18 protein-coding genes and 3 tRNA genes are annotated in these 21565 nt (G+C 44.3%); 11 read left to right on the top strand and 10 right to left on the bottom strand.

Annotation, left to right across the window (positions count from 1 at the left end; genetic code table 11):
• Window positions 1-86: 86 nt before the first annotated feature.
• The 9 genes from pyrE to ACESPU_RS14925 all read left to right on the top strand — a co-directional run bounded on the left by pyrE (window position 87) and on the right by ACESPU_RS14925 (window position 4556).
• On the top strand, window positions 87-722 hold the full coding sequence (gene pyrE, locus ACESPU_RS14965; RefSeq protein WP_005858992.1) for an orotate phosphoribosyltransferase: 636 nt from the start codon (window positions 87-89) through the stop codon (window positions 720-722).
• Window positions 723-744: 22 nt separating this feature from the next.
• Entirely contained in the window at window positions 745-1158 is a 414-nt protein-coding gene (locus ACESPU_RS14960; protein WP_005858994.1) for a polyketide cyclase, read from the top strand.
• 13 nt (window positions 1159-1171) lie between these two features.
• A complete protein-coding gene (gene argH / locus ACESPU_RS14955) occupies window positions 1172-2512 on the top strand; it encodes an argininosuccinate lyase (RefSeq protein ID WP_009016977.1) in 1341 nt (446 codons plus the stop codon).
• Window positions 2505-2978, top strand: a complete 474-nt coding sequence (locus tag ACESPU_RS14950) for a (2Fe-2S)-binding protein (RefSeq protein ID WP_005867883.1) — start codon at window positions 2505-2507, stop codon at window positions 2976-2978. Before argH ends, ACESPU_RS14950 begins: the two co-directional genes overlap by 8 nt.
• Window positions 2979-3051: 73 nt before the next feature.
• Window positions 3052-3124: transfer RNA gene (locus ACESPU_RS14945), tRNA-Gly, on the top strand.
• A 23-nt stretch (window positions 3125-3147) separates the two neighbouring features.
• Window positions 3148-3232 (top strand) — tRNA-Leu (locus ACESPU_RS14940).
• Between the two features lie 15 nt (window positions 3233-3247).
• Window positions 3248-3320: transfer RNA gene (locus tag ACESPU_RS14935), tRNA-Gly, on the top strand.
• Window positions 3321-3412: 92 nt separating this feature from the next.
• The gene (locus ACESPU_RS14930; protein ID WP_057326578.1) at window positions 3413-4195 is read left to right on the top strand and encodes a HipA family kinase; all 783 of its coding nucleotides are present in this window, start codon (window positions 3413-3415) and stop codon (window positions 4193-4195) included.
• Entirely contained in the window at window positions 4173-4556 is a 384-nt protein-coding gene (locus ACESPU_RS14925) for a DUF3037 domain-containing protein (protein ID WP_005859003.1), read from the top strand. The genes ACESPU_RS14930 and ACESPU_RS14925 overlap by 23 nt, the downstream gene beginning before the upstream one ends.
• 93 nt (window positions 4557-4649) lie before the next feature.
• Here ACESPU_RS14925 and gltA read toward each other — a convergent pair whose 3' ends face one another.
• The 3 genes from gltA to ACESPU_RS14910 form a co-directional block, all read right to left on the bottom strand.
• Window positions 4650-6119 carry an NADPH-dependent glutamate synthase gene (gene gltA, locus ACESPU_RS14920; protein WP_158532371.1) on the bottom strand — a complete coding sequence of 490 codons (1470 nt, stop codon included), beginning with the start codon at window positions 6117-6119 and terminating at the stop codon, window positions 4650-4652.
• A 20-nt stretch (window positions 6120-6139) separates the two neighbouring features.
• The gene (locus ACESPU_RS14915) at window positions 6140-6937 is read right to left on the bottom strand and encodes a sulfide/dihydroorotate dehydrogenase-like FAD/NAD-binding protein (RefSeq protein ID WP_005867880.1); all 798 of its coding nucleotides are present in this window, start codon (window positions 6935-6937) and stop codon (window positions 6140-6142) included.
• A gap of 91 nt (window positions 6938-7028) precedes the next feature.
• Window positions 7029-7415, bottom strand: a complete 387-nt coding sequence (locus tag ACESPU_RS14910) for a co-chaperone GroES family protein (RefSeq protein ID WP_005859009.1) — start codon at window positions 7413-7415, stop codon at window positions 7029-7031.
• Window positions 7416-7811: 396 nt separating this feature from the next.
• On the opposite strand from ACESPU_RS14910, the gene ACESPU_RS14905 reads away from it, so the two are divergent.
• Complete coding sequence (locus ACESPU_RS14905) at window positions 7812-11138, top strand: TonB-dependent receptor (RefSeq protein ID WP_122144017.1); 3327 nt, start codon at window positions 7812-7814, stop codon at window positions 11136-11138.
• A 27-nt stretch (window positions 11139-11165) separates the two neighbouring features.
• Window positions 11166-12914, top strand: coding sequence for a RagB/SusD family nutrient uptake outer membrane protein (locus ACESPU_RS14900; RefSeq protein WP_122144018.1), 1749 nt, complete (start codon window positions 11166-11168; stop codon window positions 12912-12914).
• Between the two features lie 78 nt (window positions 12915-12992).
• Here the strand turns inward: ACESPU_RS14900 and ACESPU_RS14895 are convergent, their stop codons facing one another.
• The 7 genes from ACESPU_RS14895 to ACESPU_RS14865 form a co-directional block, all read right to left on the bottom strand.
• A complete protein-coding gene (locus ACESPU_RS14895) occupies window positions 12993-13586 on the bottom strand; it encodes a DUF4251 domain-containing protein (protein ID WP_005859017.1) in 594 nt (197 codons plus the stop codon).
• An 84-nt stretch (window positions 13587-13670) separates the two neighbouring features.
• Window positions 13671-15017: an MATE family efflux transporter gene (locus ACESPU_RS14890; protein ID WP_005867849.1), complete on the bottom strand. Its 1347-nt coding sequence runs from the start codon at window positions 15015-15017 to the stop codon at window positions 13671-13673.
• Between the two features lie 7 nt (window positions 15018-15024).
• On the bottom strand, window positions 15025-16035 hold the full coding sequence (locus tag ACESPU_RS14885) for an ABC transporter ATP-binding protein (protein ID WP_005867848.1): 1011 nt from the start codon (window positions 16033-16035) through the stop codon (window positions 15025-15027).
• 5 nt (window positions 16036-16040) lie between these two features.
• On the bottom strand, window positions 16041-17075 hold the full coding sequence (locus ACESPU_RS14880; RefSeq protein ID WP_122144020.1) for an iron ABC transporter permease: 1035 nt from the start codon (window positions 17073-17075) through the stop codon (window positions 16041-16043).
• Window positions 17076-17107: 32 nt separating this feature from the next.
• The gene (locus tag ACESPU_RS14875) at window positions 17108-18841 is read right to left on the bottom strand and encodes an ATP-binding protein (RefSeq protein ID WP_057326572.1); all 1734 of its coding nucleotides are present in this window, start codon (window positions 18839-18841) and stop codon (window positions 17108-17110) included.
• 672 nt (window positions 18842-19513) lie between these two features.
• Entirely contained in the window at window positions 19514-19930 is a 417-nt protein-coding gene (locus ACESPU_RS14870; RefSeq protein WP_147342801.1) for a hypothetical protein, read from the bottom strand.
• A gap of 55 nt (window positions 19931-19985) precedes the next feature.
• Window positions 19986-21551 carry a RagB/SusD family nutrient uptake outer membrane protein gene (locus ACESPU_RS14865; protein ID WP_057326570.1) on the bottom strand — a complete coding sequence of 522 codons (1566 nt, stop codon included), beginning with the start codon at window positions 21549-21551 and terminating at the stop codon, window positions 19986-19988.
• Window positions 21552-21565: the final 14 nt, after the last annotated feature.

The raw sequence follows: 21565 nt of genomic DNA, 5'->3' as shown, positions 1-21565 counted from the left end.
ATATTAATAAAAAATTAACGTACGATATTCAAGGTAATGTCATTCAGTTTATCTATTTTTGCAAACTGATATAAATATAGGATTGTATGAAAACACTGGAAAGTTTAGTAGCAGAAAAATTATTAAAGATTAAAGCCGTAAAGTTGCAACCGGCCAATCCGTTTACTTGGGCATCCGGCTGGAAATCTCCGATCTACAATGACAACCGAAAGACTCTTTCTTATCCGGTCGTTCGTAGCTTCATTAAATTGGAGTTGGCTCGTGTGATTAGTGAAAAATTCGAGAACGTAGATGCCATTGCCGGTGTTGCTACAGGCGCGATCGCTCAAGGTGCTTTAGTAGCCGATTTATTAGGATTGCCATTCGTATACATCCGCTCTACGCCAAAGGATCATGGATTGGAAAACCTTATCGAGGGAGAATTGAAACCGGGTTCTAAAGTAGTGATCATCGAGGATTTGGTATCTACCGGAGGTAGTAGCTTGAAAGCCGTACAAGCCGTACGTAACTTTGGTTGCGATGTCGCAGGTATGGTAGCTATCTTTACCTATGGATTCCCTGTAGCGGAAGCCGCTTTCAAGGACGCTAAAGTGACATTGACTACATTGAGTAACTACGACGCAGTCTTGGAAGAAGCTGTCCGTACGCATTACATCGATGAGTCTGAGATCGCGGTTCTTCAGGAATGGCGTAAAGATCCGGCTAACTGGGACCCGAAATAAGTAATAAACAAAAAAACACTCAATGACTGAAGAATTTGTGAGTGAGGTCAAACAGATCCCACACAATGATGAACGTATCTTCACGATGTTGTCCGATCTTTCCAACTTGGAACGTATCAAGGATCGCATCCCGCAAGATAAAATAAAAAATTTTGAGTTCGACAGCGATACCTGTAGTTTCGCTGTCGATCCCGTTGGTAAGATTACCTTCCAGATCGTAGAAAGAGAGCCGAATAAATTAATCAAGTTCACGACGACCAACTCTCCTGTTCCCCTTTTCTTGTGGATACAATTGAAACAGGTGGCCGAGGACGACACACGGTTAAAAATCACGGTTCGTGCCGATCTGAATCCGTTCTTGAAACCAATGGTATCGAAACCTTTGCAAGAGGCTGTCGATAAAATCTCGACCGTTATCGCCTCCTTGCCTTATTAATTCCTTTTTCATTATGGCTCAGAAACTTTGGGAAAAAAATGTACAGGTAGATCATGAAGTAGATATCTTCACGGTAGGTAAGGACCGTGAGCTGGATCTTTACCTCGCTAAATATGACGTATTAGGCTCTATGGCGCATATCACGATGCTGGAAAGTATCGGTTTGTTGACCAAAGAGGAACTAAACGTCTTATTAGCAGAATTACGGAATATATACGCCGTAGCGGATCGTGGAGAATTCATCATCGAGGAAGGCATCGAGGATGTGCACTCGCAGGTGGAACTCATGCTTACACGCCGTTTGGGCGATATGGGCAAGAAGATCCATAGCGGGCGTTCCCGCAATGATCAGGTTCTATTGGATCTGAAACTTTTCACCCGTTCGCAAATACAAGAATTGGTTGAGTTGGTTTCCGGCTTGTTCGACGTTTTGATCTCCCAGAGTAACCGGTACAAGGATGTACTGCTTCCCGGATATACGCATCTACAGGTAGCTATGCCCTCTTCGTTCGGACTTTGGTTCGGCGCTTATGCGGAGAGCTTGGTAGATGATTTGCAACTTATGCAAGCCGCATACCGTATTTGCAACCGTAACCCGCTGGGTTCCGCCGCCGGATATGGTTCATCCTTCCCGCTAAACCGCCAGATGACTACGGATTTATTAGGTTTCGACTCGCTGGACTACAATGTGGTATACGCCCAGATGGGACGTGGCAAGATGGAACGCACCGTAGCTTTCGCTATGGCGGGTATCGCCGCTACGCTCTCCAAGTTAGCGTTCGACGCTTGTATGTTCAATAGCCAGAACTTTGGCTTCATCAAACTGCCGGATCAGTTCACGACCGGCTCCAGTATCATGCCGCATAAGAAGAATCCGGATGTATTTGAGTTGACACGTGCCAAATGCAATAAGCTTCAAGGCTTGCCTCAGCAAATCATCTTGATCAGCAATAATCTTCCTTCCGGTTACTTCCGGGATCTCCAGATCATCAAGGAAGTCTTCCTACCGGCTTTCGACGAGCTGAAGGATTGCTTACGCATGGTAACTCATATGATGCGCGAGGTGAAAGTAAACGAGCATATATTGGACGATGATAAATATTCTCTATTGTTTAGCGTGGAAGAAGTGAACCGCCGTGTCTTGGCCGGAATGCCTTTCCGTGACGCTTATAAGCAAGTAGGTTTGGATATCGAGGCCGGTAAATTCGTTCCTTCGAAGAGCGTTAACCATACACACGAAGGCAGTATCGGTAATCTATGTAACGAACCAATCGCCACCATGATGCGTAGCGTGATAGGTTCTTTCTCTTTCGAACGGATGAACGAGGCTGAAAAGAAATTGATCCATGGATAAGATAAGACGGATATTTCCACTTTTGATCTTGTTTACGCTATTATCTTGCGCAGATACGATAGAGACTCGCATTCCCTATCGTGCGGTCTATCTGGAACTAGATCTGACTTATCAAGATAAAGCGTTGAATGCAATACAGGCTTATAAGATCTACACCTCTAAAGATGTAGACCAAGCTGGCGAGCAAACAGGGTTTGGAGGCGTATTGGTTTATCATGGATTGTCCAGTAACGGAACCGGGGCATTCTTTGCGTTCGATGCCGCTTGTCCTCATGAGGCATCCGCTAATGTCATCGTAGATGTGGACGAATCTGCCGTATACGCCATTTGTCCGAAATGCGGTAGTAAATTTGAACTTTTAAACGGTATCGGCAATCCGGTGGAAGGACCTTGCGCTGAGGAGAAACAAGCCCTCAAACAATATGTCGTCGATACAAACGGTAATAAAATTTACATCCATAATTAAATTTTTCACCGAAAATGTTTGGTAGTATAAATATTTGTACTACCTTTGCACTCGCAAAAGAGAAACAAACAATGCGGAAGTAGCTCAGTTGGTAGAGCATAACCTTGCCAAGGTTAGGGTCGCGGGTTCGAGTCCCGTCTTCCGCTCAACTCTTAGAGAAGAGGTGGATGCTCGAATGGTGGAATCGGTAGACACGAAGGACTTAAAATCCTTTGGCCATTGCGGCTGTGCGGGTTCAAGTCCCGCTTCGAGTACGATCTAATTTAATTGCGGAAGTAGCTCAGTTGGTAGAGCATAACCTTGCCAAGGTTAGGGTCGCGGGTTCGAGTCCCGTCTTCCGCTCGCTTCCAAAAGGCCTCGCTGTTCGAAAGAATAGCGGGGCTTTTTATTTCTAAAATATAATCGTATCTTTATCTTCAATTAAAGTGAGGGTTATGGAATTACGTACAGCGAATGTTACCCGATATATCATGCCTCTGCGGGAAGGCGGATCATTGCCTGCTTTAGCGGAGGCAGACGATGAGTTTAAATATGTCGTTAAGTTCCGGGGAGCCGGACATGGGACAAAAGCCTTGATAGCCGAGGTGATCGGAGGTGAGATCGCTCGTTGCTTGGGTTTCCATGTACCGGAATTGGTCTTCCTGAATCTTGACGAGGCTTTCGGGCGGTCGGAAGGTGACGAGGAGATACAAGACTTACTACAAGCAAGTCAAGGGCTCAATCTGGGATTACATTTTTTATCCGGAGCCTTGACTTTCGATCCGGTAGTCAATCGTGTAGATCCTAAACTCGCCTCACAAGTCGTATGGCTCGATGCTCTTTTGACAAATATAGACCGCACGGTCCGGAATACGAATATGTTGATATGGAATAAAGAACTTTGGCTCATCGATCATGGAGCTTCCTTATTTTTCCATTTCTCATGGGTAAATTGGCAAAAACATGCGATCGGCCCTTTCATCCATATCAAGGATCATGTATTATTGCCACAAGCGACGCTGCTGGAGGAAGTAAACAAAGATTTCAAACGTATCTTAACTGAAGAGAAAATTCGTGAGATCGTAGGTCTAGTACCCGACGATTGGTTGCATTGGAACGATAGTCCCGGTACGCCTCAAGAGATACGTGATGTATATATCCGGTTTTTAATTGACCGAATCGCCCATTCTGACACGTTTATAAATGAAGCTCGACATGCAAGACAAACACTTATATGAATATGCCGTAATCCGTATCGTGCCGAAAATCGAACGGGAGGAGTTTATCAATGTAGGCCTTATCATGTTCTGTAAACGGCCTAAATTCATCAAGGCTCGCTATCATGTAGACGAGGAGAAACTTCGTCTGTTCACATCAGATATAGATAAAGAATCTTTGTGTACGAATCTCCACGTTTTCGATAAGATATGTTCCGGCGCAAAGGATGGAGGTCCTATAGCCAGCCTAGATATTCCGGAGCGCTTTCGTTGGCTTACCGCCATAAGAAGTGCCTCTATCCAAACCTCGCGTCCACATCCCGGTTTTTCCAACGATCTAGAACAGACATTTGAGAGATTATTTCAAGAATTAGTCTTATAGATAATAAACATAAATCTCCGTATCACGATAAAAGAAAAAAGACGGATCGTCCAAACAACCCGTCTTTCCTTATAGAACTAATAGATATTATACTTATCCTCTTAAGTCCGCATCCATAGCGGCGGCGGCCTTACGACCGTCTCCCATCGCCAGAATCACGGTAGCTCCACCACGAACGATGTCACCACCGGCATACACATCGCCTAAAGCGGAGCGCATACTGTCTTCCTCCACTACGATCGTACCCTTCTTGCTCACCTCCAAGCCTCCAAAGGCACGGGGTATTAATGGATTCGGAGATACACCGACGCTAACGATCACCTCATCCACATCGATTGTTTCGATAGCTCCCTCGATAGGTACCGGACGACGGCGACCAGAGGCATCCGCCTCACCTAGCTCCATCTTCTGCAAGCGCATCTGCTTAACACGACCTCTTTCATCTCCTATATATTCAATCGGATTATGAAGCGTCAAGAACTCCACACCTTCTTCCTTCGCATGTTTCACCTCTTCCAAACGAGCGGGCATCTCCTCCTCGCTACGACGGTAGACAATCATAGCACGCTTAGCGCCCAGACGGCGAGCAGTACGGACAGAGTCCATAGCGGTATTGCCACCTCCGATCACGGCCACCTTCTTCCCTTGTAGCACCGGCGTATCACTTTCCGGATTCGCCGCATCCATTAAGTTTACACGGGTCAAATACTCGTTGGATGACATCACGCCCACAAAGTTCTCACCCGGAATGTTCATAAAGTTAGGCAGACCGGCGCCACTTGCCACGAACACGCCCTTAAAGCCATCCGCATGCAAATCATCATAACTGATCGTCTTACCCACGATACAATCTTTCTCAAACTGTACGCCCATCTTACGAAGGCCATCAATCTCCACGTCCACGATCTTATTCGGTAGGCGGAACTCCGGGATACCATATTTCAATACACCACCGATCTCATGCAATGCCTCGAACACAGTCACATCATATCCACGCTTCGCCATATCTCCGGCAAAAGACAATCCGGCAGGACCGGAACCTACCACGGCAATCTTGATACCGTTCTTCTCCGCAATCTCCGGAACCGAGATATTACCGCTCTCACGTTCGTAATCAGCGGCGAAACGTTCCAAGTAGCCAATGGCAACCGCTTCCTTACCCATTTTCAAATGGATACACTTGCTCTCACATTGTTTCTCCTGCGGACATACACGACCGCAAACAGCGGGCAGGGCACTTGTCTCCTTCAAAGTCTTAGCTGCCTCCAAGAATTCCCCACGCTCGATATTCTTGATAAAAGTAGGTATATTGATATTTACCGGACATCCCTGCATACAAGTAGGATTCGGACAATCCAAACAGCGCTCGGCCTCTTGCATGGCCTGTTCTTTTGTCAAGCCTAAGTTAACTTCCTCCAAACGGGTACGACTCCGGTATTCCGGGTCCAACTCGTTCATCTTCACACGGGGGATATCCGCACGTTCTTTATTTTTCTTGCTTTTGCGAAGTGCCTCCCGCCAAGGTTCGGCACGACGAGCAGCGATTAATTCTTCTGTTGTCATGATTCAATTACGTGGTTTCGTTATTTCTTCTCTATATCCTTATAAGCGCCGAGGCGCATGATCATCTCATCAAAATCCACTTGATGAGCATCGAACTCCGGTCCGTCCACACAAACGAACTTGGTCTTCCCGCCTACCGTAATACGGCAAGCACCACACATACCCGTTCCGTCCACCATGATCGTATTCAAGGAAGCTACGGTAGGAATCTCGTATTTCTTTGTAAGAGCGGAAACGAATTTCATCATAATAGCCGGACCGATCGTAACGCATAAATCCACCCTCTCCCGGTTGATCACGCTCTCCACGCCATTCGTCACCAAGCCTTTCATACCATACGATCCGTCATCGGTCATGATAATTACCTCATCCGAGTTTTGGCGCATCTGCTCCTCAAGGATCACCAAGTCCTTGGTACGGGCCGCCAATACGACGATCACACGATTTCCTGCCTTATGGAAAGCCTCCACGATCGGCAACAACGGAGCGACACCTACGCCACCACCGGCACAAACAACCGTTCCAACCTTCTCGATATGGGTAGCCTGCCCTAACGGACCCACCACATCCGTGATATAGTCACCCTCGTTCAATTCACAGATCTTACGGGATGAGCCGCCTACCGCTTGGATCACCAAGGTGATGGTACCTTTCTCGGTATCCGCCCCGGCAATGGTAAGAGGTATACGTTCGCCTTTTTCGCCAACCTTCACGATCACGAAGTGACCGGCCTTGCGGGAGCGGGCGATCAAAGGAGCCTCGACTTCCAGCTTCACCACGTTGGCTGAGAAATGTTCTTTACTTACAATCTTATTCATTATAATCGCTACTGTTGATAGTTTGTCTTGTTTTGCTGGCAAAAATAAGATAAAAAAGTGAATATAGCCCTATTTTCCTTAACAAAAGGCTTTATTCAAACAAACCTTCATCACGCACTAACATCAAAATAGCGGAATGAGGAACAATCAAGAACTTCTCGTCATTAAAATTGATCTCGTAAGCGGCATTTTGCAAATAGACAGCCAAATCACCTTCACGGGCTTGAAGCGGCAAGTATTGCACCTCCTCCCCTTTCTTTTTCTCCCAGACCTCATGCTCCTCAGATTGAGAAGGCAACGGATATCCGGGCCCCGTCTTTATGATATAACCCGCTTGTATCTTCTCCCCTTGTTGAACCGAGGGAGGCAGATACAATCCGGTCTTAGTCTGGCTCTGTGGATTCTTAGGCTTGATCAATACTTTATCGCCTATCATCAGAAATTTATCGATGTCTTTTTGATCTATGGATAGTTGCATGATTATAAGATGTTAAATTTTTATTTCGCGAACTTACGGAAAGTTTACCGAACAAAAAACCCTGTTCATCGAATAATTCCGCCAGTTCACTGATTCTATTTTTTATACTTCTCTCCTTAATTTACATTTGCACCGTTAGGACTTGTGAAAGCCCTAACAAACCGGTTCATCATACAGACCGGCAGAATAGGTAAACATTAAAGAAAAGGACACCTGCCGGTGTCCTTTTTCTTTGCCCAGACGGATAAAAAACAAAAGAATTCCACCAAAAGTTGTTCGCCGATTAAAAAGGCTTTTTCACCGAATAGATAAAGGCATTCATTGATTTTTATTGGTCTTCGTCTAAACAAACCTTAATATTGCCTCATTTTACTAGACTTTATTAACCTATTTATTATGAAACACAGACATGCGATCTTTAAAAGCAGGCTAGGATTGGCCTTATGCTTTTTATTGGCAGGCGGTGCTATCATACCGCAAAGTTCCGTATTAAAAGCGGAAACCTCCGTTACGCAACAATCCCGGAAAATAACGGGTACGATCACCGACGCTAAAGGAGAGCCCCTATTAGGTGTTAACGTAGTCGTAAAGGGTACCACGAACGGAACGATCACCGATCTGGATGGTAAATACGTATTAGAAGTAGAGCCGAATGCCATTCTGGTCATCTCTTACATCGGGTACGTAACTCAACAAACACCTGCAAGCGGGAACGTCATGAACATTATCTTAAAGGAAGACACCCAAAATCTAGACGAGGTAGTCGTTGTCGGTTACGGTACCCAACAGAAAAAGGACATCACAGGTTCCGTAGCGGTTATCGATACCGAAGAGCTATTGGCGTCTTCCGGTTCTTCCGCTACACAACAGTTGCAAGGTAAAGCGGCGGGCGTAAACATCGGTACCTCCGGTGCTCCCGGTTCAGCCACGATGGTACGCATCCGAGGTATTAATTCCATCAATGACAACGGACCTTTGTATGTTATCGATGGCGTATCCACTCGTGACCAAGACCTAAGCTCTATCAATCCCAATGACATCGAGAGTATGCAAGTATTGAAAGACGCCTCCTCCGCAGCGATCTACGGAGCGCAAGCAGCGAATGGCGTCATTTTAATCACGACCAAGAAAGGAACAAAAACGGGACAACCGAGATTAACCTATGACGGATATTACGGTTTCTCTAAAACAGGTAAACGCTATGACGTCTTAAACGCTTATGACCGTATTGATGTCGAATGGCAAGCCTCGAAAAACAATCTGGACCTAACGGGAGCCAGCGCCAATGGAGAATTACCTTACCACCAGCAATTCGGAAGTACTTCCGACTCTTGGGTTAATCATCTACCCAATTACATGACCGTAACCGGCGCCGGTGGTAGCACCTCCATCGATCCTAGCGATTACGATCAAGCGAACAACGTAGTCTATGCGCCCGTAGGCGATACGAACTGGTGGGATGAAATCAGCCAACTCGGTTGGATGCAGAATCACCAGTTGTCCTTGTCTGGAGGTACCGATAAAGGGCAATACACCATGAGCATGAACTATTTCGACCAGCAAGGTACCGCTATCGAATCTTATTTCACACGCTATCAAGCACGTGCTAATTCATCGTATAACGTCCGCCCATGGTTGCGATTCGGAGAGAACCTAACTTATAGTTTTAGCAAAAACAACGGACTTAGCTTCTCAGGTACAGAGTCCAACATCTACTCATGGACTTATCGGGCCTCTCCTTATGTACCGGTTTATGACTATGCGGGCAATTATGCAGGCTCCTTATTCGCCGGGACCGGCAATTTCCAGAATCCTGTAGCTATTCGTGAAAGAAATAAGGATAATTATGCCACTACCCAACGTGTATTTGGCAACGTATATGGAGAGGCAGACCTATGGACTGGACTGACTTTTAAAACAAACTTCGGTATCGATTATCGTAATGACTATTCTTACTCGATGACTAAAAACAACCCGGAGTTCTCCGAGTCCGGCGGTCAAAATAACTTTTACGAAAGTAATTACTTTAATTATCGTTGGGTTTGGACCAACACGTTATCTTTCAGCCGGACATTCAATGAGATCCATTCCTTGAACATCTTATTGGGAACAGAGGCTATTCGGGACGGTTTAGGCAGATCCCTCAACGCACGTAGATATAACTATTTATTCGAAGACAATACCAATACATACACCTTGGATATGGGCGAGAACAATAGCCAACGTACCAACTCTTCCACTTACAATGGAGAATTCGCGCTATTTGGTATGTTTGCCCGTGCAGACTATGGATATAAGGATAAGTATCTATTAACCGGTATTATCCGCCGGGACGGTGTTTCCCGTTTCTCGGAAAATAATCGTTACGGAGTCTTTCCATCTATCTCCGCCGGTTGGCGTATGTCAGAGGAGGCATTTATGGAACCAAGCCGAGATTGGCTGGACGACTTAAAGATACGAGCCGGTTACGGCGTCACGGGTAACTCAGAGATTCCTGTCGCAACTAATTTCGCCAATTTGTTCACGACCAGCACCTCCTATACGAATTACGACATGACCGGAGCGAACAATAGCGAGACAACCGGATTCCGCCTCAGTACCTACGGTAACACTGATACGAAATGGGAAATGACCAAGATGGTCAACTTGGGTCTGGACGCAACCTTCCTGAATGGTAAATTCAGCGGTTCATTCGAATGGTATACGAAGAAGACATCCAATATGTTGATACAAGCGGCCTACACCTCGATGGCCGGAGAATCCGGAAGCCCTTATATCAACTTCGGAGATATAAAGAACACCGGTTTCGACTTCATGTTTAATTACCGTGACCGAAAAGGAGACTGGGCATGGGATCTATCCTTGAATTTATCCCATTATAAAAATGAGGTCTTGAAACTCGCAGAAGCTGACGATTATTCTCTATGGGCTAGCGGTACGCGCATCGAAGGATACGTAACCCGTACGACAAAAGGACATGCCGTGTCTGAATTCTGGGGGTTGAAGCAAAATGGTTTTTATGAGTCCGTAGCCGATGTTATGGCAACCAAGCCATTCGGACAAAGTGATATCACAGAGGCAGACGCTGCCGCTTATGTCGGCCGCTTCCGTTTTGAGGACTTGAACGGAGACGGCAAATTGGATGATAGCGACCGGACCTTTATCGGCTCTCCTCATCCGGACTTAACCGGAGGCCTCAACGCCACGTTAACATGGAAAAACTGGGACTTTACTATGTTCTGGAACTTCTCTATCGGCAATGACTTATATAATAACACAAAATATTTTACCGATTTCTGGACTTTCAACGGTAATAAATCCTCACGCCTCAGAGATCAATCATGGACATTGAATGGCGATAACAGTAATGCTATCCTTCCTATGCTGAATACGGAAGATAACTATTCCGGAGCTTATTCTAGCTCTTATTACGTAGAAGACGCCTCCTTCTTACGCCTGAAAAATCTCGTATTGGGATATTCCTTGCCTAAGGAATTACTCAAGAAGGCTGGTATCCAGAATCTCCGCCTGTATTTACAAGCCGAGAATATCCTTACGGTCACCGGATATACAGGCTTGGACCCAGAGTTTACCAACGCCTATTTACGGCAAAGCGATTCTGACACCGACGGAGCCGGACGTGTAGACTTAAAAAGAGGAGTCGATATGGGAGGCTGGCCTACAACTATGCGATTCTTATTGGGCGTGAATTTTACTTTCTAAATCCATTTTACTATAAAAACGACTAGTATGAGACATAAAATATTAATAATAAGCGCAGTTGCTTTATTTACCTTGAGTTCTTGCGGTGAGGATTTTCTATATAAAGCTCCTCAAGGCAGTATTGACCAAGAAGCATTAACAAATGCTGAAGGGGTTGAGTTATTGGTGGTCAACGCTTATGCCGGTTTGACCCGGCCGACCGGATATGACAATATGTTCAATTGGGTATTCGGTGGTGTATACGGAGGTGACGCTAATAAAGGCTCCGAATCCAATGACCAATCCGTATTGAACTCCGTAGAGACGTATGCCGTCACGGCCACAAACGACTATTTACAGAATAAGTGGAAAGACGCATATTATGGAGCACAACGTTGCAACTTAGCACTCAATGTGATGAAAGAAGCGGCAGACATGGATGAGACAACCAAGGCCTACCGGACTGCGGAGCTAAAATTCTTACGTGCCCTATTCATGTTCGAAGGGGTAAAGATTTTCGGACCGACCGGCATGCCCTATATCGACGAGACGATCGCCGCTGAAGAAAATGACCCGAAAGTTCATAACGGTACGGACATCTATCCTAATATTTTAGCAGATGTAGAAGCGGCCATCGAAGGATTACCCGAAAAACAGACCGAAGTGGCACGCCCTACGAAAACAGCGGCAAAAGCGTTAAAGGCTAAAATACTAATGCAACAAGGTGATATGACAGCCGCCAAACCGATCTTGGCCGATATTATCGCAAACGGATTAAGCCCTAAAGGAGAGAGATTAGCCTTACAAGATGATCTGGACGCAAATTTTAACGCAACTACCGAAAATGGGAAAGAGTCTATTTTTGAGGTACAATTCTCTGTCGGAGCCAATAATAACGGGAATTACGGATTTTTACTGAATTATCCTCATAACACAGGCCCCGGTGGATGTTGCGGATTTTATCAACCCTCTTACGAACTGGTAAACTCATTCCAAGTAGACGAAAACGGACTTCCTTATCTTGACGGAGAGTACAGAAATAAAAAATCCGTAACAGAACGTGTTACCGATTATGATTACATCTCTAAGAATGATAAAACAATCGCCGTGGACCCTCGTTTAGATTTCGCCGTAGGACGTATGGAGATTCCCTATAAAGATTGGGGATTGCCTGCTAATGATTGGATACGAAATGTAAGTAGCGGTGGTGTATTCCTACCGAAAAAGCATGTCTATAGCAAAGCGGAACAGGATGCCGGATTAGCTGGCTCCACCTATTCATCCGGCTGGGCTCCCGGTTCTGCCATGAATTTACAATATCTATGCTTACGTGATTGTAAATTGTTATATGCGGAATGCCTAGCGAACGACGGAGAATTAAGTGCCGCCATGCAGCAAGTAAACGATATCCGTGAACGTGCAGCCAAACCGGATAATATCATTTATCTGGAAGACGGAACGCCTGCCGCCAATTATTTAGTGAAACCTTATCCATCCAGTCACGCCGCATTCAGCAACAAGGAAACTTGTATCAAGGCGATTCATATGGAACGTAAGCTGGAACTTGCGATGGAAGGACAACGATTTTTCGATCTGGTTCGTTGGGGAGGTGATTATATGAACAAGGAATTGACGGCATATATAAATTATGAGAAGCAATACCTAACTAAATTCTATGGTGTATCCGCTCCAACCGCTTCTAAGACGATGTTCCCGCTTCCCGAGACAGAGATACAGACCGCAGGAAACGATGAGAACGGCCAAGCTTATCTGGTACAAAATGATGCTTGGAAATAGTCCAATCTCATCCTTCTTATAAACAGAAAGGCGGGCTTCCCGAAAGAAAGTCCGCCTTCACGATTCTTTGTATCTACATTAAATAGAACGTCCCTTGAACACATTCGACTCGCTCGAAGGATAGAGATTTCCCGTAAAGGATATACGGTTGCTATTAAAGTTAGGCGATACCGTGGCAGTACATTTATTCGTACCTTTCGCCATACGGAACGTAACCCTAGCGGATACCGCTACACCCTGCACATTCATCTCGTACATAACGTTTCCTTTTTTGTCAGTCTTCATCTGTACACCGGAAGTTGTTCCATCAACCGTTATACCTCCTATTCCGTTAGGACCGGCCGCCGGAGTATTAAACGCTAACTGAATGGTAGCCTTCTCACCCTTCACCGAAACGAAGTTCGTGTTCGGAGTAACATAAACAAAACTACCGCGCTTAAACTCTATACGATCCGCTTCCAATACGAAATCCTTATTCTTCAAAGCTTGCACCGCTTGTTCAAACAATGCGTTAGCCTCGGCTTCCTCCGCAGCTTTCTTCGCTGCCTTCTCTGCTTTCTTTGCTTCTTTCTCGGCCTGCTTCGCAGCTTTCTCTGCTGACTTGTCCTGCTGTGCCATCATCGACCCTGCACCAAATAATAAAACGGCGAGCAATAATACAATCTTCTTCATATTAACTCATTTTTAAAGGTTTGTCTATAAAAGTACTTTTATATGTACAATAAAAATACAATTAACATCGACATAAGTTCATCTTTAACCCTTATTTTTCACGTTTTTAACATGATACCATAAAAAGCCCCATGCGGTTACCGCCGCGATGAAATCGGAGAAAGGTTGCGCTAGCCAAACGCCATCCAATCCCCAGATCGGAGGAAATAGCAGAATAGCCGGTATCAAGAATAAAACCTGCCGACTTAGACTCAGAAACATCGCTTTCCATGCGACACCGATACTTTGAAAAAACTGGCTGATCGTAATCTGGGAACCGACAACGAAAAAGACCAGCATCGTCAGACGTAATCCATTATCCGTAATCGACACCAATTCGGCATCCGTCGAGAATACGCTAACGATCAGTCTCGGGAATAATAAACTGACGATACATCCTACCCCTGTAATCAAGGTCGATACTATAATAGACAACCGCAAGGTAGCCAATACCCGGTCATGATGCCCAGCGCCATGATTAAACCCGACAATCGGTTGCATCCCTTGGGCGATACCGATAATCAACATAACCAGCAGCATGGCGATACTGGAAATAATACCGCTGGCACCAATCGCCAAATCGCCTCCATTCTCTTTCAACGCATGGTTCATGATCACCACAACCACACTGCCCGCCAGCTGCATGGAAAATGGAGACATGCCGATCGTAAATATATTCCAAATAATGGAACCTTTCAACCGGAAATATTTCGTATGGAAACGTACGATACTATCCTTGCTGATAAAATGACTCATCACGAAAGCGGCACCGGCGGCCATGGAGATCACCGTAGCGATAGCGGCACCCTGTATCCCCATATCCAGCCAGAAGATAAAGATCGGGTCTAGGATCACGTTCAATACGGCACCGATCATCATCGTGAACATCGCCTTTTTCGGATATCCGGAAGCACGCATCACGGCATTAAAGCTAAAGCTTAATGTAGCCAGCAAATTACCCGGGATAGCGATATATAAATAGTCTTTCGCATAAGGTATCGTCTGCTCGCTTCCTCCGAACCACGTTAACAAATCATCCAAGAAAATCATACTGGGGATAATCGTCAAGGCTCCGATAATGAATGTCAAAGTGAAAGCGTTTCCTAATACGTTATCTGCCAGATCATTCGCCTTACGGCCTAGATGAATGGAGACCCTTGTAGCGGCTCCCGCACCGATCAACATTCCAAATGCCTGCATAAAGAGTAGTATCGGGAAAGTCAAAGTCAATCCGGAGATAGCTAGCGCACCCACTCCTTGTCCGATAAATATACGATCTACGATATTATAAAGAGCATTAACCATGGTCCCGATAACGGCGGGAATCGCGTAATGTACCAACAAACGGCCTATATTCTCATTTTCCAGCCGCCATGTAATCTCATTTGACATATATAACTTATGATTTATGAATTATGATTGAGATCATCTCTGCCACACTTCCTACGATTCTCGTGCCCTCTTCCGCAGGGAACTGAATACGCAGGCTATCCGGAGCATTACAATAAACACTTATATAATCCTCGCTAACCGACGAGGGCTTAAAGCCATTCCGGATCAAGGCATTCCCAACCCAATAAGAAGTCATAAAATCCCCCTCAACCCCAATAAGCTTTGTTGGAGCTGCCGTATTCAATTTCCCGGTATTCGGATCAAACACGATTCCTTCCTTGCTAAAGAAAGTCTCGAAAGCTCCTCCCATAATCAAGTCCTCCGGCGTTCCACATGCCATTGGGCGACTTTTCTCCTGTAACCATAGACAGTCTCCCAGCTGGATCGCCAAATCAAGATCATGCGTCGATAGCAGAATCGCTTTTTGTTGCTCTACCGCTAAAGTATGTAACAAGACCATAGTCTCTATCCGACTTGTCACATCTAAAAAGGCCGTCGGCTCATCCAACAATATGATGGGGCATTGCTGTGCCAGCGCTTTGGCGATCATGGCTTTCTGACGCTCGCCATCACTAAGTTCCGACACATAATTATAAGCCTTATGAGCGATACCGGCGGCAGCAAGCGATTCCTCGATAATCCTACGATCTTCCTGCCTTAATTGTCCGAAAAAGCCGGTATAGGGATGTCTTCCTAAAGAGACCAACTCGTAAACTGTTATTCCACCGGCATTTGTCTTCTCCGTGAGAACAACACCTACCATCCGGGAAAAATCACCTTGCGAGTAAGAGGCCAACGGCTTTCCTTTCAATTCGATCTCGCCCCCCAGAGAGGGCTGGAAGCCGCACAGCGTACGCAATAAGGTAGACTTTCCCGCACCATTCAACCCGAGAAGGCAAGTCACCTCGCCCGGATATAAATTCAAGTCGAGGGCATCATGCACCAACTTTAGGTGTCCACCTTTCAAAACATATCCAATACTCAGATTTCTTGTCCTTATAACTGGAATCCTTTCCATAACCACTAATTAAAATATTGAATATTCTTCCGGTTTACGATTACATAGATAATAACCGGCGCACCCAGCATAGGTGTCACCGCATTCAAGGGTAAAATCGTGTTGCTTCCCGGTACGACCATCAATAAATTACAAAGCAAGGCGATACAGGAGCCCGTCAACATCGTTATCGGCACCAATATCTTATGATTGGAAGAACCAAGCATCAGCCGTGAGATATGCGGAACCGCTAATCCGATAAAAGAGATCGGTCCGCAGAAAGCGGTAGTCGTAGCGGTCAATATCCCCGTACATAAAAGGATGGCTATTCGTGCCCGCTTGATCCGTATGCCCAGATTAGCGGCATACATCTCTCCCAGCAACAAGGCATTCAGAGGCTTTATCAGCAAGACAGCCAACAGCAACCCGATCAATGCGCAAGTCCCGAAGAAAGGCAATTGTTCCAAGGATACCCCCGAGAAATTGCCCAGTCCCCACATCACGAAAGCATGTACCCTATCTGTCGAGGAATAATAGTTCAGTATAGAGATAACCGACGAGGCCAGATAGCCGATCATTATACCGATAATCAAGAGCATGACATTGTTCTTCACCTTCGCAGAGAAATAGATAATCAATCCCAAGATCACGCAAGCCCCTACGAACGCAGCAAGAATCACCGCCATATATCCGCTGATCGGCCAATCCGTAAACTGCCCCAGCGTACCTCCAAAATACAACATGATAGCGGCCACTCCCAGATTAGCCCCATCACTGATACCTAATATAGAGGGTCCGGCCAACGGATTCCGGAATAAGGTTTGCAACAACAGCCCACTCGTAGCCAGTGAAGCCCCCGCCAACAGTGCGGTTATCGCCTGTGGTAAACGAGATTGCAACACGATATTCTGCCATGCGATCTTATCAGATCCCTTCCCCAGTAAAATATCCATCACGTGATCCAAAGGAATCGGTACGGCCCCATACGCCAGCCCTCCCACAAAGAGCACCAAAAGAACCACCCCCAACAACGGATAAAAAAGCAGTGCTTGTTTGTTCATGGCGCGAAGGTATACAAAAAAGCGGAGTTATGTTATACTTCCTCGCAACGTACTAAGTCCCACCCACGGAATTGCAACAACAAACGATGCAGAGTTGTTCCTTCCGACAAACAGCGTACTATCTTATCTTCGCTATACTGCAGTAATTGGTTTCGTCCCTCCAACGCTTGAACCTCCAGTTCGGCATCAGTTGCCGTACGAGTCGCATATTTCAATTCCAAGATATAGCTATGCTTCACGTCCGGATAGCGCTTCTTATCGGGTAAAAGGAAAAAGTCACAATACCCATAGTTCATTTCCAGTTCCGGCTCCACCAAATAATAGGAGGCAAGAGCAAGATAGGCTTTCAGAAAACCTTGCAGGTTCCGCTCGCCTTCCATCGCGTCACGCACGGCTGAATTTTCACGATACGCCTGAGCTACGCTCTCAAAGAAAGGCTTCCAACGGCCATCGTAAGCCATGTCGGTCAACATCACATTCAAATAATGCAAATCAATAGAACTATATTTTTGGTAATAGTCACGAAGAAAACCGAAATATTGCTCTCGTACACAATTATTCGGTATACTCATTTTAATCAAATCTCCCCGTGTACCACACATCGTAAGCAAACCATAATAATAAAGTAGACTACGGAAATTATCTATATCCGTTATTCGCTCAGCGGGGAAAGAAGTATGCAAATCCACGAAGATATCTCCCTCCGCAGCAATCTTTTCGATGGTACTCATACGATCTCCCTCTTGTACGGAGTCGCGATCAATACGTGCCAGCATCTTCAGCTTACTATAGTCCGTTCGGATATTCTTATCGACCATTTCTTCTGGGGCACGATGAAAATCAACTTGCCAACGTAAATAATATAAAGTCATATCACAATTGAAAACCCGATCGTCATCCAAGCTCTTTCTTGCGAAACAGTAATTGTCATACCAAGGCTTCATCTCCGCAATCATTGCCTCAACGTCCCCATTGAGCATATCGTTTTGCTGATAATAATGAAACATCTCACGAACTTCTGTTTCGTCAAAGCCCATCATAGCATTAAAACGAGGATCTACCGAGATATTCCAATCTATATTATATCCACTCGACAAATCATCCAACGTCACAGGGCTTACCCCCATCATGAATATACGGTCAAACATTCCCTTGAATTGCTTGAAATACTCCCGGTAGAAACCACTGGCGTGAGTCAAGTCATGAAACATTTGCTGCCCATGCTCACTCAAAATCACATTGGTAAAGTTGTCGTACTCATCTATAATGAGATACAATGGATATCCCTTTTCCTTCGCTTTTATTTCTATGTAAGCCAATTTAGACTTGGCACTTTCAATATTTTTGACGGTCTCCTTAAAATCCGCGTCATAAAAAGCAGCGTACACATGCGCGAACTGATTAATGATTAAGCTGCAATAATCATTGAAACTTGTCATCAAGTCCGCTCCCGGCATCGAACAGCCCGCTTTAGAGAAATCGAAATAAAGTACCTGATACTTATTCCTTTCACCGGTTGGATGCGTACCAATCCAGAGATCTCCAAAATATGCATCAAAATCATCCTGACGCAATATATCATAATACGTACGCATCATGCTAAGGAATACGCTCTTGCCGAACCGTCTCGGACGGATCAGGAAAAGATAGCTAGGCATCTTCTCGATAAGCGGAAGGTACATCGTTTTATCCACGAAATAGAAATTACCATTCCTTATTCGATTGAAATCTGATATTCCGTAAGGAATTCCTTTCACTTGACTCATATACTGGATAACTTTTATACTTGTTGTAGGCAAAGTTAGTCTATTCCTTGCAATAAGCACTAATATTTAGAAAAAAGAGCAACCACAATGTTTGCAAATGTATTTATTCAAGTTTAGTTCACAAACGAATGCGTCTGTCTGTTGTTTTGGTTCGATAAAACTCGATCAAGTCATTCATTTCAATATTTTGCTTACAGTTCCATTCTCTCAAAAGGAGATGCTTTGGTCGTTGAGAAGCACACTATTTTTGGCTATTGAAGTGAATAACTAACGGCTTGTCGAGTGAATAACTAACGGCTATACCTAGCCGTTAGCTTACGGCTTGGGAAGTGAATAACTAATCACTTGGAAAGCCTTTTACGAGTGACTTAATCAACTGTATACCAGACATATTTCACAAACACATTTTACGACTCAACTAGCTCTTCTACTAAATTAAAGAAGAACCAGAAAATGTAGGTATAGTCAGTCAAAATAAAGCTAGCTTCTTTAAAAGAGCATAACAAATCGCAACACGGACACAAGAACTTGAAGAAATATATCAACTAGTATAAAAATGAGCCCGATAGAATACCGAGCCCATTAAAAATATAGAATGTTTAATTTAACCCCCAATCTATCGGGTTCACTTTTATGAGACAACCTCTTATTTATGCATCTAATTTACTAATATCAAAAAGAGGGCAAAAAGGCTATATGAAAAGTCTCATTCTGCCCTGTTGCCGGACAATAGCCACTTACATCAATACTCGTTCCAATTATACTACTAAATCCTGTACCTGCGCAATTCAAGGTTACATGATTATTTGAAGAACCTATAATCAAGTCCTTAATAGTTGATGTAAATGTATAGGAGGTAAGTACTGGAGAAGTAATATAAACAGAAATCGCCGTTGTTCCTGCAGGAATATGCAAATTACTTCCAATTGAGAAAGTAGAAGATCCGGTAGACGCCTCATACCAACCTTCCACATTGTAAATCACACGAGCCTCATCTACTATATTAACAACAGGATCAACTGGTTTTACTGCAAACGCAACTAACGTACAAGCGAAGGAAGCTAACGCAAAATAAATTACCTTTTTCATAATATTTAATTTTAATGATCTTAGATGAAGCTTACGCCTCATCTAAGATTCCTGTTTAGAAACTTGCATAACCCGGATTCTGAACCAAGTTTGGATTGGTTTGCCATGCGTCTTGAGAAACAGGGAATATTTTTAAATAATCATCTGTTTTTCTTTCACAATTGGATTCAGTCCACATTCCTTTAGTAAAACAGCCAAAACGAATATCATCCTGACGAGAAAAACCTTCCCAAGCCAACTCTAAACGGCGCTCCAATTGGACCTCCTTCAACGTTATGGTTGAATAATTATGGGTGTTATTTCCATAAGCACGTTCACGAATAGCATTGACTAAATTTGTCGCTTCAGCAACACTACCTCCACTACGAAGCAAAGCTTCTGCTTTCATTAAATAAATATCCGCTAAACGAAATAGATGGAAATCGTTCTCCATTGCCGTAGATAAAGATTTCTCATACGTCCATTTTTGACAACGAGCTCCTTGGTCTTGATAAACAGCTCCCCACTTAGTTCCATCCAATTCAGAACCCGGAATAATACTAATATCTACAGTATAATCCAGCGGGCGATTCTCGTCTGTAATAATTTTTTCCCCGGTTGAGATATCATACTGTTGGCCGATTAAATAAGTACCTTCATAACGAGGATCATCCTCATTGAATAATTTAACATAGTCTGGCTGAGCACAAATGCCATTCCAAACACTAATACTAGCTCCTAGAGCCAAACCTTGCTTATAATGCAACGTACGTCTATAAAGAACATTTTGATCCTCTGTATCTGTACTTGAATAAGACGCCGCAAAGATAGCTTCTTTAGAAGTATTATTATTGGGATCAAAGTTTGTTTTCCAATTAGGCTCCAATATGTATGGCATTGCCATTACCTTATCGCAGTATTCTATAACTTTACTGTTAGCATTCTCGGAGATATTAACACCCCAAGCCTCCGCATTTTGGTACATCTTAGCTAAAATCGTATAAGCTGTCCCTTTAGTAAAAGTTCCATATTTTTTTGTATCGTAATCAGGAGCTTCTGTAGCTAAAGCATTCAACTCTGTTATCAGCCAATCAAATACCTCTTGACGAGATTTGCAAGTTGGTAATTCCTTATCATTATAATCAACAACCAATGGAATATTTCCAAAGAAATCCATCATTGAATAAATCCAGAAAGCCCGGACCCCACGAATTTCCGCAACTTTAGATGTTTTCTCCGCATCACTCAATAAAGTTGAATTTTTCAAAACCTCGATTGTCGCATTACACGTACCAATACATTCCGAACCTATACTCCAACAACTTTTTACACAACTAGTATTCGCAGTCCATGTATGCATATAAACTTCACGGTACTGTCCCCCATCATACCAGTCACCTCCATTACGAGTTACGTTCACTGTTGACGAACCAGAATTTTCTGCGAGGATCATATAGTCTCCGGAATATTTTTTTAACGTATTATAAACCGTACCAACCAAGGCGTTAATTTCAGTAGTTGTATTGCCAAAATTTTCAGCAGGTAGTTTATCGTATACTTCCTCGTCCAAATTCATACAGGACGGCATAGAACATAGTAAAGCCGCACCAGTAAGAAATGATAATATAGTTTTTCGTTTCATAATATATTTTCCTT

This window comes from Parabacteroides sp. 20_3, assembly GCF_964238835.1.
Classification (GTDB): domain Bacteria; phylum Bacteroidota; class Bacteroidia; order Bacteroidales; family Tannerellaceae; genus Parabacteroides; species Parabacteroides distasonis.
This window is presented reverse-complemented; position numbering and strand designations above follow the sequence as displayed.